At 76.0% G+C, this 19,682-nt stretch carries 1 protein-coding gene; it reads left to right on the plus strand.

Features of this window, described 5'->3' with window-relative positions; all coding sequences use genetic code 11:
* The first annotated feature begins 107 nt into the window (after window positions 1-107).
* Window positions 108-19,682, plus strand: a complete 19,575-nt coding sequence (locus tag ACZ63J_RS20825; protein ID WP_465402400.1) for a type I polyketide synthase — start codon at window positions 108-110, stop codon at window positions 19,680-19,682.

A 19,682-nucleotide genomic window follows, 5' to 3' on the forward strand; every position in this document is an offset into this window, starting at 1 on the left:
GTGCGGTTGACTCCCCGGCAAGTGGACGTTCGCTCGGCGCCGGTCCGTGAGGAACGCCGTCGCGGTGGCGTCACCCGGGTAAGACCACGCTCACCCTGGAGATGTCTATGCCGGCCGGGTCGGATCGAGTCGTCGAAGCACTGCGCGTCGCCGTGCAGGAGAACAAGCAGCTGCGGCGGCAGAACACCACGCTGCTCGCCGCGGCGGCCGAACCGGTCGCCGTGGTCGCCATGAGCTGCCGGTACCCGGGTGGTGTCCAGTCGCCCGAAGACCTGTGGCGGCTCGTCGACGACGGTGTCGACGCCGTCACCGACTTCCCCGACGGCCGCGGCTGGCCGGATTCGCCGCACCAGGGCGGGTTCCTGCACCGCGCCGGGGACTTCGACCCCGCCTTCTTCGGCATCTCGCCGCGCGAAGCGCTCGCCATGGACCCGCAGCAGCGGATCGTCCTGGAACTGGCCTGGGAGGCCTTCGAACGCGCCGGCATCGACCCGCACGAGGTCGAAGGCAGCACCGGCGGCGTTTTTGTCGGCGCCGGGTCCATGGGGTACGGCCGCGGTCTCGCCGCGCTGCCCGACGGCGTCGAGGGTTATCTCGTCACCGGCACCGAATCCTCGGTGATCTCCGGGCGCATCGCCTACTTCTACGGCCTCGAAGGCCCCGCGGTCACCGTCGACACGGCGTGCTCGTCGTCGCTGGTCGCCCTGCACTGGGCCGCGCGGGCGCTGCGGGCGCGGGAGTGCTCGTTCGCCCTGGCCGGCGGTGTCGCCGTGATGGCCACCCCCGGTCTCTACGGCGAGTTCGACCGCCAAGGCGGCCTCGCCTCCGACGGCCGCTGCAAGTCCTTCGCCGAGGCGGCCGACGGCGCCGGGTTCTCCGAAGGCGCCGGGCTCCTCCTGCTGGAACGGCTGTCCGACGCCCGCCGCAACGGGCACGAGGTGCTCGCCGTCCTCCGCGGCTCCGCGGTCAACTCCGACGGCGCGTCCAACGGCCTCACCGCGCCCAACGGCCCGTCCCAGCAGCGGGTCATCCGCCAGGCGCTGGAGAACGCCGGGCTGACCCCCGACGACATCGACACCGTCGAGGCGCACGGCACCGGCACGGTCCTCGGCGACCCCATCGAGGCGCAGGCCCTGCTGGCCACCTACGGCCGCGAGCGCGCGGGCGAACCGCTGTGGCTCGGCTCGTTCAAGTCGAACGTCGGGCACACGCAGTCCGCCGCCGGCGTCGGCGGGGTCATCAAGACCATCCAGGCCATGCGCCACGGCGTCCTGCCGCGCACCCTGCACGTCGACACCCCGACGTCCCATGTGGACTGGACGGCCGGCCGCGTCGCGCTGCTGACCGGCCCGCGCCCGTGGCCGGAGACCGGGAAACCGCGCCGGGCCGCCGTGTCGTCGTTCGGCATCAGCGGCACCAACGCGCACGTCATCCTCGAACAGCCCGCCCCGGAACCCGCCGAAGCGGCCCCGGTCCGCGAGCCCGCCGGCTACCTGTGGCCGGTGTCCGGCCGCACCCCGGACGCCCTGCGCGCCCAGGCCGCCCGGCTGCTGGCCCACCTCGACGCCCGCCCGGAGCACACACCGCTCGACGTCGCCCACTCGCTGGCGAGCACCCGGGTCGCCTTCCCGCACCGGGCCGTGCTCACCGGCGCCGACCGCGGCGAGCTGCTGACCGCCCTGCACGCGCTGGCCACCTCGGCCGCCGCGCCCGGTGTGCACACCGGCTCGGCCCTGCACCCCGGCGCGTCGGCGTTCCTGTTCACCGGCCAGGGTTCCCAGCGCGCCGACATGGGCGAGACCCTGGCCTTCCCCGTGTTCGTCCGCACACGCGACGAGATCCTCGGCCTGCTCGACCTGCCGGAGACGTCCACTGTGGACGACACCGGCGTCGCGCAGCCTGCGCTGTTCGCCTTCGAGGTCGCGCTCTTCCGCCTCCTGGAGTCCCTCGGCGTGCGCCCGGACTTCGTCGCCGGGCACTCCGTCGGCGAGATCGCCGCGGCCCACGTCGCCGGGGTGCTCTCGCTGCCGGATGCGGTCAAGCTGGTCGAAGCTCGCGGCCGGCTCATGCAGGCGCTGCCCGCCGGGGGCGCGATGGTCGCGATCCAGGCGGCCGAAGCCGACGTCCTGCCGCTGCTCACCGACGACGTCTCGATCGCGGCGGTCAACGGCCCCGACGCGGTGGTCGTCTCCGGCGCCGAAGACGCCGTGCTCGCCGTCGCCGCGCACTTCGCGAAGACCAAACGGCTCACGGTGAGCCACGCGTTCCACTCCCCGCTGATGGAACCGATGCTCGGCGACTTCCGCGCCGTGCTCGAGACCCTGACCTTCACCGCGCCGTCGATCCCGGTCGTCGCCGCCGGTGACGTGTCCACTGTGGACTACTGGGTGCGGCACGTGCGCGACGCCGTCCGGTACGCCGACACCGTCGCCGACCTGGTTTCCCGCGGGGTCACCACCTTCCTCGAGGTCGGCCCGGACGCGACCCTCTCGGCCATGACCGCCGAGCTGACCGGGCCCGGCGCGGACTGCATCCCCAGCACCCGCCGCGGCCGCGACGAGACCACGACGCTGCTCTCGGCCCTGGCCCGCTGGCACGTGCGCGGCGGCGGCTTCGACTGGACGGCCTGGCACGACGGCACCGGCGCCCGGGTGGTCGACCTGCCCACCTACGCCTTCCAGCGCCGCACCTACTGGCTCGAAGGCGGCACCGGCGGCGACCTCGGCCAGGTCGGGCTCGACCCCGCCGGGCACCCGCTGCTCGGCGCGGCCGTCGAGCTGCCCGAGTCCGGCGGCTTCCTCTTCGCGGGCGAGCTGTCCGCGCGCCGCCAGGCCTGGCTCGGCCAGCACGAGATCCTCGGCGCGAAACTGCTGCCCGGCACGGCGTTCCTGGAGCTCGCCGGGCGCGCGGGCGCGCAGGTCGGCTGCGCCCGCGTCGAGGAGCTGACGTTCGCGGCGCCGCTCGTGCTGCCCGCGTCCGGCGGGGTGCGCGTGCAGGTCGTCGCCGGTCCGGCGGGCGAGGACGGCGGCCGCTCGGTCAGCGTCTACTCCCAGCAGGACGAAACCTGGGTGCGCCACGCCTTCGGCCGCCTCGGTGTCGGCGGCGAGCCCGCCGCCGTCCTGCCGGGGGAGTGGCCGCCCGCCGGCGCCGAGCCGATCGACCTGGACGGCTTCTACGAGGACCTGGCCGGCCGCGGACTCGGGTACGGCCCGGCGTTCCAAGGGCTGCGCGCGGCCTGGCGGCTCGGTGACGAAGTCCTGGCCGAGGTCGCGCTGCCGACGGAGCACGAGGCCGAGGCCGCGTCGTTCGGCGTGCACCCGGCCCTCCTGGACGCGGTCCTGCACGCCTGCGCGCACCTCGACCGCGACGGCCTGCCGTTCTCGTGGAACGGCGTCGGCGTCCAGCCCGCCCGCACGACGACTCTGCGCGCCCGCCTGACCCCGACCGGCGAAAACGCCGTCGCCCTCGCCGTCACCGACCCCGCGGGCACGCCGGTGCTCGCCGCCGACTCGCTGACCTTCCGCCCGGTCGCGGCCGGGGAGCTGCGCGCGACCCGGCACGAGTCCCTGTTCCGTCCCGTGTGGACACCCGCGCCCGCCGTCGCCGTGACGCGGCCCGCCGACGACGCCGACTGGGTCGTCCTCGGCGCCGGGCTCGGCTTCTCCACGACGGCCGTGTTCGCCGACCTGGCGACCGTGCGGATCAGCGGGATCCCGGCCGTCGTCCTCGCTCCCGTGCCCCTCGGCGCGGGGGACGCGCAGGCCGCGCACGCCGCCACGGCGTGGGCCCTCGAGCTCCTGCAGACCTGGGTCGCCGAACCCGACTTCGCCCGGTCGCGGCTGGTCTTTGTCACCACGAACGCCGTCCCGGCGGCCGAGGGCGACCTCGTGGACCCGGCCGCCGCGGCGGTCTGGGGCCTGGTCCGCTCGGCGCAGGCGGAGCACCCCGACCGGTTCGTGCTGGTCGACGTGGCCGACACGGCCGAGCCCCTCGTCGCGCCGCTGCAGCGGATCCTCGACTCCGGCGAGGCCCAGGCCGCGGTGCGCGACGGCGAGATCGTCCTGCCGCGGCTGGCCCGCCTCCCGGTCGGCGACGGCCCGGCCGCGCACTTCCCGGACGGCGCCACCGTCCTGGTCACCGGCGGCACCGGCGGCCTGGGCGGGCTGGTCGCGAAGCACCTGGTCACCACCCACGGCGTCCGGAACCTGCTGCTCGCCGGCCGGCGCGGCCCGGACGCGCCGGGCGCCACCGAGCTGCGCGCGGAGCTGACCGCGCTCGGCGCCGACGTCACCATCGCCGCCTGCGACGCCGCCGACCGCGCCGCCCTCGCCGCGCTGCTGGCCGAGCACCCGGTCGGCGCCGTTGTGCACGCCGCCGGGGTCCTCGACGACGGTGTCATCGAGACCCTCACCCCCGAGCGTGTCGCGACCGTCTTCCGCGCCAAGGTCGACGCCGCCTGGAACCTGCACGAGCTCACCGGCGACCTCGGCGCGTTCGTGCTGTTCTCCTCGGCCGCCGGCGTGCTCGGCAGCCCCGGCCAGGGCAACTACGCCGCCGCCAACGCCTTCCTCGACGCGCTCGCCCAGCGCCGTCGCGCGGCGGGCCGGCCCGGCCAGGCGCTGGCCTGGGGTGCGTGGGCCGGGGACGCGGGCATGGCGGCCCAGCTCTCCGCCGCCGACCACCGCCGGCTCGCCGCGGCGGGCCTGCCGCCGCTCGACCCGGCCCAGGGCCTGGCGCTGTTCGACGCCGCGCTCGCCGAAGCGGAACCCGCCGTGCTGCCGATGCGCCTGGACGTCGCCGCCCTGCGTGGCCGCCCGGGGGTGCCCGTGGTGCTGCGCGGGCTCGTCCCCGGCGGAGCCGCCCCGGCCGCGAGCCGCGGCCCCTTCCCGGCCGACGGCGTCGACCGCGCCCGGGCGCTGGAAGACCTGGTCCGCACCGAAGCCGGGCTCGTCCTCGGGTACGCGGCCACCGACACCGTCGACGTCCGGACCGCGTTCAAGGACCTCGGTTTCGACTCGCTCACCGCCGTCGAACTGCGCAACCGCCTCGACACCGCGACCGGCCTGCGGCTGCCCGCGACGCTCGTCTTCGACTACCCGACCCCGGAGGCGCTCGCCGCGCACCTCGACCGGGAGCTGACCGGCACGACCGTCGAAGAGACCCCGGTGACCGCGCGGCCGGTGTCCGACGACCCGGTGGTCATCGTCGGCATGGGCTGCCGCTACCCGGGCGGGGTCGGCTCGCCCGAGGACCTGTGGAACCTGGTGGAGAACGGCGTCGACGCGGTGTCCGGCTTCCCGGTCAACCGCGGCTGGGACGTCGAGGGCCTCTACCACCCGGACCCCGACCACCCCGGCACGTCCTACACGCGTCACGGCGGTTTCCTGCACGACGCGGGGCAGTTCGACCCGGCGTTCTTCGGGATGAGCCCGCGGGAAGCGCTCGCCACGGACTCACAGCAGCGGCTGCTGCTCGAAGTGTCCTGGGAAGCCGTCGAACGCGCGGGTGTGGACCCGGTGTCGCTGCGCGGGTCCCGGACCGGCGTGTTCGTCGGCGTGATGTATTCGGACTACGGGATGCTGCTGCAGGGCAGCCCGGAAGCCGAGGCCTACCAAGGGAACGGGAGCGCGCCGAGTGTCGCCTCCGGCCGGATCGCCTACACGATGGGCCTCGAAGGACCGACGGTCACCGTCGACACGGCGTGCTCGTCGTCGCTGGTCGCGCTGCACTGGGCCGCGCAGGCCCTGCGGCAGGGGGAGTGCTCGCTCGCGCTGGCCGGCGGTGTGACCGTCATGTCGACCCCCGGCTCGTTCGTCGCCTCCAGCCGGCAGCGCGGCATCGCCGCCGACGGCCGGTGCAAGTCCTTTTCGGACACCGCCGACGGCGTCGGCTGGTCCGAGGGCGCCGGGATCCTCGTCCTGGAACGGATGTCGGACGCGCGCCGCAACGGCCACGAGATCCTCGCCGTCCTGCGCGGCTCGGCGGTCAACTCCGACGGCGCGTCCAACGGCCTGACCGCGCCGAACGGCCCGTCGCAGCAGCGCGTGATCCGCCAGGCCCTCGCCGCCTCCGGTCTGTCCACTTCGGACGTCGACGTCGTCGAGGCGCACGGCACCGGGACCACCCTCGGCGACCCGATCGAGGCCCAGGCCCTGCTGGCCACCTACGGCCAGGACCGGGAAACACCGCTGCTGCTGGGCTCGATCAAGTCCAACATCGGGCACGCGCAGGCCGCCGCCGGGGTCGCCGGGATCATCAAGGTCGTCCAGGCGATGCGCCACGGCACCCTGCCGCGCACGCTGCACGTCACCGAACCGTCCACGCACGTCGAATGGACCGCCGGGAACGTCGAGCTGCTCACCGACGAGCGGCCGTGGCCCGCCGAGGCCGGCCGTCCGCGCCGTGCCGGTGTCTCGTCGTTCGGGATCAGCGGCACCAACGCCCACGCGATCATCGAAGAACCGCCCGTCGTCGTCCCGGCCCGCGACGAGGTCGAGCGCGAGCTGCCGTGCGTCCCGCTGGTGCTCAGCGGCCGCACGCCGGAAGCCCTGCGCGCGCAGGCCGCCCGCCTGCTGGACGTCACCGCGGACCCGATCGACCTCGGCTACTCCCTGGCCACGACGCGCCCGGCGTTCGACCACCGCGCCGTCGTCCGCGGCACCGAGGCGCTGGCCGCGCTCGCCGAAGGCCGCCCGTCGCCGCTGGTCACCACCGGCGAGGCGAAGGGCGCGCCGAAGGTCGCGTTCGTCTTCACCGGCCAGGGCGCCCAGCGGCCCTGCATGACCCGCGGCCTCTACGACACCTTCCCCGAGTTCGCCACGGCGCTCGACGCGGTGCTCGACCGGCTCGACCCGCGTGTGCGCGAAGTCCTGTGGGGTGACGACGCCGAAGCGTTGTCGCGGACCGGGTTCGCGCAGCCCGCGTTGTTCGCGGTCGAGGTCGCGCTCGTGCGCCTGCTGGCTTCCTGGGGCGTCCGGCCGGACGTCGTCGGTGGTCACTCCGTCGGTGAGATCGCCGCCGCGCACGTCGCCGGCGTGCTGTCCCTGGACGACGCGTGCGCGCTGGTCACGGCCCGCGCGTCGCTCATGCAGGACCTCGAGCCGGGCGGGGCGATGGTCGCCGTCCGCGCCACCGAGGACGCCGTCACGCCCTACTTGAACGACGAAGTCGCGCTCGCGGCGGTTAACGGCCCGGACTCGGTGGTGCTGTCCGGGGCCGAAGCCGCCGTGCTCGCCGCCGCGGCGCACTTCGCGGACACCAAGCGGCTGACCGTGTCGCACGCGTTCCACTCGCCGCTGATGGACCCGATGCTGCCCGCGTTCCGCGACGCCATCACTGGGCTGGCCTTCGACGCGCCCACCGTGCCGATGATCGCCGAGGGGGAGGTCACCGACCCGGACCGCTGGGTCGCGCACGTCCGCGAGCCGGTCCGGTTCGCCGACTCCGCCGCGCGCCTGCGGGAAGCCGGGCTGGTCGTCGAGATCGGCCCCGACGCGGTCCTGTCCGCGATGACCGGCGGGATCCCGGTGGCCCGCCGCGGCCGCGACGACGTCGAGACGCTGGTCGGCGCCCTCGGGCAGCTGCACGTCTCCGGCGTCCGGATCGACTGGTCCGCCTTCTTCGCCGGGACCGGCGCCCGCCGGGTTCCGTTGCCCACGTACGCGTTCCAGCACGCGTGGTTCTGGCCCTCGGCCGCCGCCCCCACCGGCGAGACGGCCGACGCCGAGTTCTGGGCCGCCGTCGACCGCGGGGACGCCGCGGGACTGGCCGCGCGGCTCGACGTCGACGACGCTTCGGTGGGCGCGCTGCTGCCCGCGTTGTCCTCCTATCGCCGTTCGCGCCACGAAGAGTCCGTTGTGGACAGATGGCGCCACCAGGCGACGTGGGTCCCGGTCACCGCGGCCCGGCCCGGCACCGGAACCTGGCTCGTGGTCGTCCCGGCCGCGCTCGCCGACGACCCGTGGGTCACCACCGTCGCCGGGTACTTCGACGGCGAACCCCTGGTCTTCGACGGCACCCTCGGCGACCGCCTGCGCGACCGTGAGTTCGACGCTGTGCTTTCCCTGCTGGCCCTGGACGAAACCGGCTTCCCGGGGGTCCCGGCCGGGCTCACCGCCACCGCCACGCTGCTGCAGGCCCTCGGCTCCACGCCACTGTGGTGCGTGACTCGCGAGGCCGTCGCGGTGGCCCCCGGCGACCCGGTGGCCCGGCCCGCGCAGGCCGCCGTCTGGGGCCTCGGCCGCGCCGCCGCGCTGGAGCTCCCGCAGCGCTGGGGTGGTCTGGTGGACCTGCCCGCCGAGCTGGACGCCGAAGTGCCGCGGCGGCTCGCCGCCGCGCTGACCGGCGCCGGTGGCGAGGACCAGCTGGCGATCCGCGCGGCCGGATTGTTCGGCCGCCGGATCGTCGCCGCGGCGCCCACGAGCCGCGGCCGCGAACCCGGCGAGGGCACCACGCTCATCACCGGCGGCACCGGCGCCCTCGGCGCCGAAGTCGCGCGTCACCTGGCGAAGAGCGGCCGCAACCTGGTCCTGCTCAGCCGCCGCGGTCCTGACGCCCCGGGCGCGGACGGGCTTCGCCGGGAGCTCACCGAACTCGGCGCCGAAGTCACGATCACCGCGTGCGACGTCGCCGACCGCGACGCCCTCGCCGCCGTGCTGGCGGACGTGCCGGACCTGACCGACGTCGTGCACACCGCCGGTGTCCTCGACGACGGCGTCCTCGGCACCCTCACCCCGGACCGCTTCGAGGCGGGCTACCGCGCCAAGGTCACCGCGGCCGTCCACCTGCACGAGCTGACCCGCGCCGCGGACCTGCGGAGCTTCGTGCTGTTCTCCTCGGTCGCCGGCACGTTCGGCTCGGCCGGCCAGGCGGCCTACGCGGCGGCCAACACGACGCTGGACGCCCTCGCCGAGCACCGCCGCGGCCTCGGCCTGCCCGCGACGTCGGTCGCCTGGGGCCCGTGGGCCGGTGGCGGCATGCTCGCCGCGGACCCCGTCGTCGCCGACCGCGCCCGCCGGGGCGGCCTGAACCCCCTCGCCCCGGAACGCGCGGCCGCCGCGCTGGACCGCGTGCTCGCGGACACCACCGTCGTCGTCGCCGACATCGACTGGACGCGTTACGCGCACGTGCTGCGCCCGGGCCCGCTGCTCAGCGGCATCCCGGCGGCCGCACGCGTCGAAGCCCCGCGCGGTGACGACGAGCTGCGCGGACGGCTCGCGGCCGTGCCCGAGGACGACCGGTTCGACTTCCTGCTCGGGCTGCTGCTGGAGCAGGTCGCCCTCGTCCTCGGCCACAGCGGCGCCGGGGGAGTGGCGCCCGACCGCGCGTTCCGCGACCTCGGCTTCGACTCGCTGACCGCGGTGGAGCTGCGCAACGTCGTCGCACTGGCGACCGGGCTCGACCTGCCCGCGTCGCTGGTGTTCGACCACCCGACCCCGGAGATCCTCACCCGTCACCTGCTCGGTGAGCTGGCCGGGACGCTCGTCGAAGCCGCCGCGCCGGTGCGCGCCGCGAACGGCGACGACCCGGTCGTCATCGTCGGCATCGGCTGCCGCTTCCCCGGCGGTGTCCGCGGGCCCGAGGACTTCTGGCGGCTGCTGGCGACCGGCGGGGACGGCATCACGTCCTTCCCGGACGACCGCGGCTGGGATCTCGCCACCCTCGCCTCGGGCTACGAATACGCGCTCACCGGTGGTTTCCTCGACGGTGTCACCGACTTCGACGCCGACTTCTTCGGCATCTCGCCGCGCGAAGCGGTCGCGATGGACCCGCAGCAGCGCTTGCTGCTCGAAGTGGCGTGGGAAGCGCTGGAGCGCGCCGGGATCGACCCGGCGGCCCTGCACGGCGGGGACACCGGCGTGTTCGTCGGCACCAACGGCCAGGACTACGGGACCCTCCTGGCCACCTCCGGCGAGGACGTCCAGGGTCACCTGGCCACCGGCACCACCGCGAGTGTCCTTTCCGGACGGTTGTCCTACACGCTCGGCCTGGAGGGCCCGTCGGTCACCGTCGACACCGCGTGCTCGTCGTCGATGGTCGCGCTGCACTGGGCCGCGCAGGCCCTGCGCCGCGGCGAGTGCACCACCGCGCTGGCCGGGGGTGTCACGATCATGACCACGCCCGGCTCCTTCGCCGAGTTCGCCCGCCAGGGCGGCCTCGCCGCCGACGGCCGCTGCAAGCCCTTCGCCGACGGCGCCGACGGCACCGGCTGGTCGGAGGGCGCCGGCATCCTCGTGGTCGAACGCCTGTCCACGGCGCGGGAAAAGGGTCACCCGGTGCTCGCCGTGGTCCGCGGCACGGCCGTCAACTCCGACGGCGCGTCCAACGGCCTGACCGCGCCGAACGGGCCCGCCCAGCAACGCGTGATCCGCCAGGCGCTCGCCGACGCCGGACTGTCCACTTCGGACGTCGACGCGGTGGAGGCGCACGGCACCGGCACGGTCCTCGGCGACCCGATCGAAGCCCAGGCCCTGCTGGCGACCTACGGCCGCGACCGCGAAGAGCCGTTGTGGCTCGGCGCCGTCAAGTCCAACCTCGGCCACACCCAGGCCGCCGCCGGGGTCGCCGGGATCATCAAGATGGTCCTCGCGCTGCGCCACGGCGAGCTGCCGCGGACCCTGCACGTCGACGAGCCGTCCAGCCGGGTCGACTGGACCGCCGGTGAGGTCCGGGTGCTCACCGAGCACCGCGCCTGGCCGGAGTCCGGCCGCCCGCGCCGCGCCGGCGTCTCGTCGTTCGGCCTGAGCGGCACCAACGCGCACGCCATCCTCGAGCAGGCCCCGGCCGCCGGGAGCGCCGTCGCCGGCGAGCCGCCGGTCGTGCCGCTGCTGCTGTCCGCGCGGACGCCACGGGCGCTGTCCGCGCAGGCCGCGCAGCTGCACGCGCTGCTCAGCGACCGCGCGCCCGCCGGGATCGCCCGGGCACTCGCCACGACCCGCACCGCGTTCCCCTACCGCGCGGCGATCGTCGGCGACCCCCTCGACCAGCTGGCCGCGCTCGCGCAGACGCCGTCCGGCGCACCCGCGCGGGCCCGCGCCAAGACGGCGTTCGTCTTCGCGGGCCAGGGTGCGCAGCGGCCGGGCATGGGAGCCGGGCTGTACTGGCGCTTCCAGGTCTTCGCCGACACGCTCGACGCCGTCTGCGCACACTTCGACCAGCCGCTGCGGGACGTGCTCTTCGCCGAGGACGGCACCCTGCTCGACCGCACCGACTGGACCCAACCGGCGACCTTCGCCCTCGGCGTCGCCCAGTTCCGGCTGCTGGAGTCGTTGGGGGTCAAGCCGTCCTGGCTCGCCGGGCACTCGGTCGGCGAGATCGCCGCCGCGCACGTCGCCGGCGTCCTGTCGCTGAAGGACGCCTGCACGCTCGTCGCCGCCCGCGGCCGCCTGATGGCCGCGCTCCCGGCCGGCGGCGCGATGGCGGCGGTCCGCGCGCCCGAAGCCGCCGTCCGCGAACTCCTGGCCGACGGCGTGACGATCGCCGCGGTCAACGGCCCGGCCGCGGTGGTCGTCGCGGGCCCCGAAGCCGCCGTCACCCGGACGACCGACGCGCTCGCCGGCGCCGGGCACACCGTCCGGCGGCTCGCCGTCAGCCACGCCTTCCACTCGCCGCTGATGGACCCGATGCTCGAGGACTTCGCCGCGGTGCTGGCGGGCCTGGAGTTCGGCGAGGCGCGGCTGCCGATCGTGTCCACCGTGACCGGCGAAGTCGCCGACCTGCGCACGCCGGAGTACTGGGTCGAGCACGTCCGGCAGCCCGTCCGCTTCGCCGACGCCGTGCGCGTGCTCGGCGAGCAGGGCGCCGCGGCCGTCGTCGAGCTGGGTCCGGACGGGTCGCTGTCCGCCGCCGCGAGCGAGATCCTCGGCTCGGACGTCGCGTGCGTCCCGCTGCTGCGGCGCGACCAGCCCGAGGAGACCGCGTTCGTCACCGCGTTGGGCCGGCTGCACGTCGCCGGGGTGCGCGTCGGCTGGCCCGCGTTCTTCGGCCCGGCCGGCGGTCCCGGCCCGGACCTGCCGACCTACCCGTTCCAGCGGGAGCGCCACTGGCCGCGCACCTCCGGCGCGGTGGCCGGCGACCTCGGCTCGGCCGGCCTCGACGCCGCCCGGCACCCGCTGCTCGGCGCGGGTGTCGAACTGCCGGACTCCGGTGGGTTCCTGTTCACCGCCCGGCTTTCGCTGCGCACGCAGCCGTGGCTGGCCGACCACTTCGTGCTCGGCGCCGCCCTGCTCCCCGGCACGGCTTATCTCGACCTCGCGATCAAGGCGGCCGACCGGGCGGGCTGCGACCGGGTCGACGAGCTGACCCTCGAGGTCCCGCTGGTGCTGCCGGCCGACGGCGCCGTGCGCCTGCAGGTCGTCGTCGGCCCGGCCGGGCCCGCGGGCGACCGCACCCTGGCCGTCTACTCGAGCCCGGACGGCGGCGGCGAGCAGCCGTGGACGCGGCACGCGAGCGGCCGCCTCGGCACCGGCACGGCCACCCCGGACACCACCGCCGCCTGGCCGCCGCCGGAAGCGGAAACCGTTTCCCTGGAAGGGTTCTACGAGCGGCTCGCCTCCGGCGGGTTCGCCTACGGCCCGCTGTTCCGCGGCCTCACGGCCGTCTGGCGGACGCCGGAAGCGGTGTACGCCGACGTCGTCCTGCCCGAGGCGGCCGAGCGCGACGCGGCGGCGTTCGGGCTGCATCCGGCGCTGCTGGACGCGGTCCTGCACGCCGCCGAACACGCCGGCCTGACCGAAGTGGACGGTGGCCGGCTGCCCTTCGCCTGGAGCGACGTCACCCTGCACGCCGGGGGCGCCGCGGTCGTGCGGGCCAAGCTGACCCGGCGCGGCGAAGACTCCGTCAGGATCGAGCTGCGCGACGCGGCCGGTGACCCGGTCGCCACCGTCGGCTCGCTGGTGCTGCGGCCCGCCGCCCCGGCGCGCGCCGGGCACACCGACTCCCTGTACCGCCTGGACTGGGTCGCCGCGCCCCGGCCGGCCGAGGTGGCCGGACCGGACTGGGCCGTGCTCGACGACTTCGCGGCGATCGCCGAGGCCGCGCCCGGGGTGGTCGTCCACCACGTCCCGGCCCGCGAGCCGGGCCCGCGCGGGGTGCGCGCCGCGGCCGCCGACGCGCTGGCGTTGCTGCAGTCCTGGACGTCGACGCCGCGGCTGCGCGACTCGCGGCTGGTGTTCGTCACCGACGGGCCGGACGACCCCGCCACCGCGGCGGTCTGGGGGCTCGTGCGCTCCGCGCAACGCGAGCACCCGGGCCGATTCCTCCTGTCCGATGTGGACGGAACGCCGGAGTCGATCGCCGCCCTGCCCGCCGTCGTGGCGTCGGGCGAACCGCAGACGACCGTGCGCGACGGCGAGATCAGCGTCGCGCGCCTCGCCCGCGTGCCCTCCGCCGACGCCGTCCCGCCGAAGTGGGACGAGGGCACCGTGCTCATCACCGGCGGCACCGGCGGGCTCGGCGCGACGCTGGCCCGCCACCTGGTCACCACCCACGGCGCCCGGCGGCTGCTGCTGGTCAGCCGCCGCGGCGCGGACGCCCCCGGCGCGGCCGGGCTGGTCGCCGAGCTGACCGCGGCCGGCGCCGAGGTCGACGTCGCCGCCGCGGACGTCGCCGACCGCGCGGAGCTGGCCCGGGTGCTGGACGGCGTCGAGCTGTCCGCCGTCGTGCACACCGCCGGTGTCCTCGACGACGGCATCCTCGGCTCGCTGACGCCCGAGCGCCTCGACACCGTGCTGGCGCCCAAGTTCGACGCCGCCTGGCACCTCGACGAGCTGACCCGCGACCGGGACCTGACGGCGTTCGTCGTCTACTCCTCGGTCGCCGGCACCTTCGGCGCGGCCGGCCAGGCGAACTACACCGCGGCCAATGCGGCGGCGGACGCGCTGGTCCGGCGCCGCCGGGCCCGCGGGCAGGCCGCGCTGTCGCTCGGCTGGGGCGCGTGGTCGCGGGCCGGCGGCATGACCGCCACCCTCACCGACGCCGACCTGCGGCGGATGGCCGCCACCGGCATGCCCGCGCTGGAGCCGGAGCACGCGCTGGCGTTGTTCGACGCGGCCTGCGCGTCCGGGCTCGACACGGTCCTGCCGGTCCGGCTCGACTTCGCCGCGCTCGGCGCCCAGCCCGAGGTCACGCACCTGCTGCGCGGCCTGGTCCGCACGCCCGCCCGGCAGAGCGCGGCGAACCTGCCGCGCCTGGACGGCCCGCTGACCGGCCTCTCCGGCGCCGAGCGGTCCCGGGCCGTGCTCGATCTGGTCCGCGCCCAGGTCGCCGCCGTGCTCGGGCACACCGGCACCGCCGGGGTGGCCGCCGACCGGCCGTTCCGCGAGCTGGGCTTCGACTCGCTCACCGCGGTCGAGCTGCGCAACCGCCTCGACGCGGCCACCGGGCTGCGGCTGCCCGCCACCCTCACCTTCGACTACCCGACCCCGGCCGAGCTGGCCGCGTTCCTGCTCGGCGAGGTCGACGTCCCCGAGCCGGTCACCACGCCGGCCGCGGTGGACGGCGACCCGGTGGTCATCGTCGGCATGGGCTGCCGCTACCCCGGCGGCGTCGGCTCGCCCGAAGACCTCTGGACCCTCGTCGAGAACGGCGTCGACGCGGTGTCCGGCTTCCCGGCCAACCGCGGCTGGGACGTCGAGGGCCTCTACCACCCGGACCCCGACCACCCCGGCACGTCCTACACCCGCAGCGGCGGTTTCCTGCACGACGCGGGCGAATTCGACCCGGCGTTCTTCGGGATGAGCCCCCGCGAGGCGCTCGCGACCGACTCGCAGCAGCGCCTGCTGCTGGAGGTCTCCTGGGAAGCCGTCGAACGGACCGGCGTCGACCCGCGCTCGCTGCGCGGGTCCCGCACCGGCGTGTTCGTCGGCGTCATGTACTCCGACTACGGCCTGCTGCTGCAGGGCAGCCCGGACACCGAGGGTTACCAGGGCAACGGCAGCGCGCCGAGCGTCGCTTCCGGCCGTGTCGCCTATGCGCTCGGCCTGGAGGGGCCGACGCTGACTGTCGACACGGCGTGTTCGTCCTCGCTCGTCGCCCTGCACCTTGCGGCCCGCGCCCTGCAGAACGGGGAGTGCTCGCTCGCGCTCGCCGGCGGGGTCACCGTGATGTCCACCCCGAGCACGTTCATCGGGTTCAGCCGGCAGCGCGGCCTGTCCGCCGACGGCCGCTGCAAGTCCTTTTCGGACACCGCCGACGGGGTCGGCTGGTCCGAGGGCGCCGGTGTGCTGGTGCTGGAGCGGATGTCCGACGCGCAGCGCAACGGCCACGAGATCCTCGCGGTCGTCCGCGGCAGCGCGGTCAACTCCGACGGCGCGTCCAACGGGCTCACCGCCCCGAACGGCCCCGCGCAGCAACGCGTGATCCGCCAGGCCCTCGCGGCCGCCGGACTGTCCACTTCGGACGTCGACGTCGTCGAGGCGCACGGGACCGGCACGACCCTGGGCGACCCGATCGAGGCGCAGGCGCTGCTGGCCACCTACGGCAGTGACCGTGAAGAGCCCCTGCTGCTGGGTTCGATCAAATCGAACCTGGGCCACACGCAGGCCGCGTCCGGGGTCGCCGGGATCATCAAGATGGTGCAGGCCATGCGGGCCGGCTCGCTGCCGCGCACGCTGCACGTCGCCGAGCCGTCCTCGCACGTCGACTGGTCGAGCGGCGCGATCGAGCTGCTCACCGAGGCGCGCGCCTGGCCCGAGCGCGGCCGCCCGCGCCGGGCCGCCGTGTCGTCGTTCGGCATCAGCGGCACCAACGCCCACACCGTGCTCGAAGCGCCACCGGCCTTCGCGGTGCCGCCGCGGCCCGAACCGGCGCCGTCGGTGGTGGCCTGGCCGCTGTCCGGCCGGACCCCGGAAGCGGTGCGGGCGCAGGCTTCCCGGCTGCTCACGCACCTCGCCGGCCAGCCGGGCGACGCGGCGGACGTCGGGTTCGCGCTGGCCACCACCCGGACGCACTTCGCCGAGCGCGCGGTCGTCGTGGGGGAGAGCCGCGAGGACCTCGAGAACCGCCTGTCCGTGCTGGCCCGCGGTGGCACCACCACCGGCCTGGTCACCGGGACGGCGGGGGAGCAGGTGCCCGCGTTCCTCTTCGCCGGGCAGGGCAGCCAGCGGCCGGGCATGGGCCGTGACCTCTGTGCGCGCTTCCCGGTGTTCGCCGAGGCGCTCGACACCGTGCTCGCGCGGCTGGACCGGGAGCTGGACCGGCCCCTGCGCGAGGTGCTGTTCGCCGAGGAGCCAGGCGTGCTCGACGAGACGCAGTACGCGCAGCCCGCGCTCTTCGCCTTCGAAGTGGCGCTGTACCACCTGGTCCGCTCGTGGGGGATCACCCCGGAGTACCTGGCCGGGCACTCGATCGGCGAGCTCGCCGCCGCGCACGTCGCCGGGGTGTTCGACCTCGACGACGCGTGCACGCTGGTCGCCGCGCGCGGCCGGCTCATGCGGCAGCTGCCCGCCGGCGGCGCGATGGTCGCCGTGCAGGCCACCGCCGACGAGGTCCGGCCGCTGCTGGCCGGGCACGAGGACGAGGTCGCGCTGGCCGCGGTCAACGGGCCGTCGTCGGTCGTGGTGTCCGGGGCCGCCGGCCGCGTCGAGGAGATCGCCGCGCACTTCGCCGCCGACGGCCGCAAGACCCGGCGGCTGCGCGTCAGCCACGCGTTCCACTCCCCGCTGATGACCCCGATGCTCGACGACTTCCGCAAGGTCGTCGCCGGGCTGAACCCGGCCGCGCCCCGGATCCCGATCGTCTCGACGGTCACCGGCGACCAGGTCTCCGCCGCGACGCTGGCCTCGGCCGAGCACTGGGTCGAGCAGGTGTGGCGGCCGGTGCTCTTCGGCCCGGCCGTGCGCCGGCTGACCGAGCTGGGCGTCACCGCGTTCGCCGAGCTCGGGCCGGACACCACCCTGTCCGCCATGGCGGCGGAGTCCCTCGGCGCGAACCACGTCGCCGTCCCGTTCCTGCGCCGCGACCGGCCCGAAGCCGAAGCGGTCACCGACGCGCTCGGCCGGCTGCACGTCGCCGGGGTCACCCTCGACTGGGCGGCGGTCTCCGGGCCGGGCGCGCGGGCCGTGCCGCTGCCCACCTACGCCTTCCAGCACCAGTGGATCTGGCCGGGTGGCGGCCTTTCCCAGGCCGGTGACGTGTCCGCGGCCGGGCTCTGGGCCGCCGGGCACCCCCTGGTCGGCGCCGCGGTCGAGCTGCCGGACTCCGGCGGCCTGCTGTTCACCGGACGGCTGTCGCTGGCCGCGCAGCCGTGGCTGGCCGGGCACACCGTCGGCGGAGCCGTCGTGGTCCCGGGCACGGCGCTGCTGGAGCTGGCCGTGCGGGCCGGTGACCAGGCCGGCTGCCCGCGGGTCGAGGAGCTCACCCTGGAAGCGCCGCTGGTCGTCCCGGACGGCGGCCGCGTCGTCGTCCAGGTCGCCGTCAGCGGCGCCGGGGACGACGGCGCCCGCACCCTGCGCGTCTACTCGCGCGACGACGGCGAGCCCGGCGACGCCTGGACCCGGCACGCGAGCGGCACCCTCGTGCCCGCCCTCGACGAGCCGGTCGCGGGCTGGGCCGAGTGGCCTCCCGCCGGCGCGGAAGCCGTTGCGCTGGAAGGCTTCTACGACACGATGGCCGACCGCGGCCTCGGGTACGGCCCGATGTTCCAGGGCCTGACCCGGGCGTGGCGGCACGGCGACGACGTCTACGCCGAGGTCGCGCTGGCCGAGGAGGACCACGAGTCCGCCGCGCGGTTCGTCGTCCACCCGGCCCTGCTGGACTCGGCGCTGCACGCCGCGTCGCTGCTGCCGGTCGGCGGCGGCCTGCCGTTCAGCTGGACCGGCGCGGCGTTCCTGGCCTCCGGCGCGACCGCGCTGCGGGTCCGGCTCAGGCCGATCGACGGTTCGGTCGAGGTCACCGCGACCACGCCGGACGGCACCCCGGCCGTCGCCGTCCGTTCCCTGGCCCTGCGTGCGGTGCCCACCTCGGCCGCCCCGGCGCCGACCGGCTACCGGCTCACCTGGCCGTTGCTGCCCGAAGGCCCGGCGATCCCGGCTGCGCCGCCGGTCGTCCTGCTCCGGGTGCCCGCCGCCGACGGGCCGGTCCCGGCCGCCGTCCGCACGGTGACCGCCCAGGTGCTCGCCGACGTCCAGCGCGCGCTCGACGGTGAACCGACCCTGGTCGTGGTCACCCGAAACGGTGTCGCGGTCGAACCGGCCGAGCACGTCGACCTGGCGCACGCCGCCGTCTGGGGCCTGCTCCGCGCGGCCCAGCTGGAGAACCCCGGCCGCATCGTCCTCGTGGACTCCGACGGTGACGACGTCCCGGCGGAAGCCGTCGCGGGCGCGCTCGCCGCGGGCGAACCCCAGGTGGCCCTGCGCGCCGGTCGGCTCCACACCGCCCGCCTGACTCCCGAGCTTTCCCGGGAAAGCGCCTGGGAGCCCGGCGGGACGGTGCTCGTCACCGGTGGGCTCGGCGGGCTGGGCGCGACCTTCGCCCGGCACCTCGCCGAACGCGGTGTGCGGCACCTGGTGCTGCTCGGCCGCCGCGGCGAGGACACGCCCGGGGCCGGTGAGCTCGTCGCCGAGCTGGCGAAGCTGGGTGCGGACGCCCAGGTCGTCGCGTGCGACGTCGGCGACCGAGATGCCCTCGCGAAGGTCCTCGAAGCGGCCGAACCGACCGCGGTCGTGCACGCCGCCGGCGTCCTCGACGACGGCGTCTTCGACACGCTGACCCCCGACCGGTTCGACACCGTGTTCGCGCCCAAGGTCGACGCCGCCTGGCACCTGCACGAGCTCACCGCACCCGGCACCCGGCTCGTCTTCTTCTCCTCGATCGCCGGGACGCTCGGCGCGGCCGGCCAGGCGAACTACGCCGCCGCCAACGCCTTCCTCGACGCGCTCGCCCACCGGCGGGCCGCCGGCGGCGAGCCCGGCGTCTCGATCGCCTGGGGTGCCTGGAACTCCGGCAGCGGCATGACCGGCGCGCTCACCGACGCCGAACTGGCCCGGCTGAACCGCTCGGGCTTCCCGCCATTGTCCACTGAGGACGGTGTCGCGCTGTTCGACGCCGCGCTCGCGTCCGGCCTGCCCGCGGTCGCGGCCCTGCGCCTCGACCTCGCCACGCTGCGCGGCCAGGACCCGCTCCTGCCCGCCCTGCGCGGCCTGGTGACCGCGACGCCCCGCCGCGCGGCCGCCGTCGAACCCGGCGGTGACCTGGCCGCCCGGCTGGCGCCGCTGCCCGCCGAGGACCGGCTCCCGGTCACGATCGGGCTGGTCGGCAAGCAGGTCGAGGCCGTGCTCGGCCACGACGGCGCGGTCGGCGCCGACGTCGGCTTCACCGACCTCGGCTTCGACTCCCTGACGTCGGTGGAGCTGCGCAACCGCCTGGAGGCCCGCACCGGGCTGCGGCTGCCCGCGACGCTGGTCTTCGACCACCCGACGATCACCCGGGTCGCCGAGTTCCTCGTCGCGACCGCGCTCGGCGACGGCGCGGCCGCCCGCCCGGCGCTGGCCGAGATCGAAAAGCTGGAAGACCTGCTGGCCGCCGTCGCCACCGACGACGACGCCCGCGCCGCGATCACCGTGCGGCTGCAGGCCCTGCTCGTCAAGTGGACCGGCCCCGGCGACACGGGGGAGACCCCGGCCGCCGGCGCGCTGGGCGCCGACGAGCTCCTCGCGTTCATCGACAACGACTTGGGGGTGAAGTGA

The sequence above is a fragment of the Amycolatopsis sp. NPDC104863 genome (assembly GCF_055582965.1).

Bases quoted from the DNA above. Each gene is read 5' to 3' on its own strand.
- ACZ63J_RS20825 (WP_465402400.1), top strand. From the start codon at position 108: ATGCCGGCCGGGTCGGATCGAGTCGTCGAAGCACTGCGCGTCGCCGTG.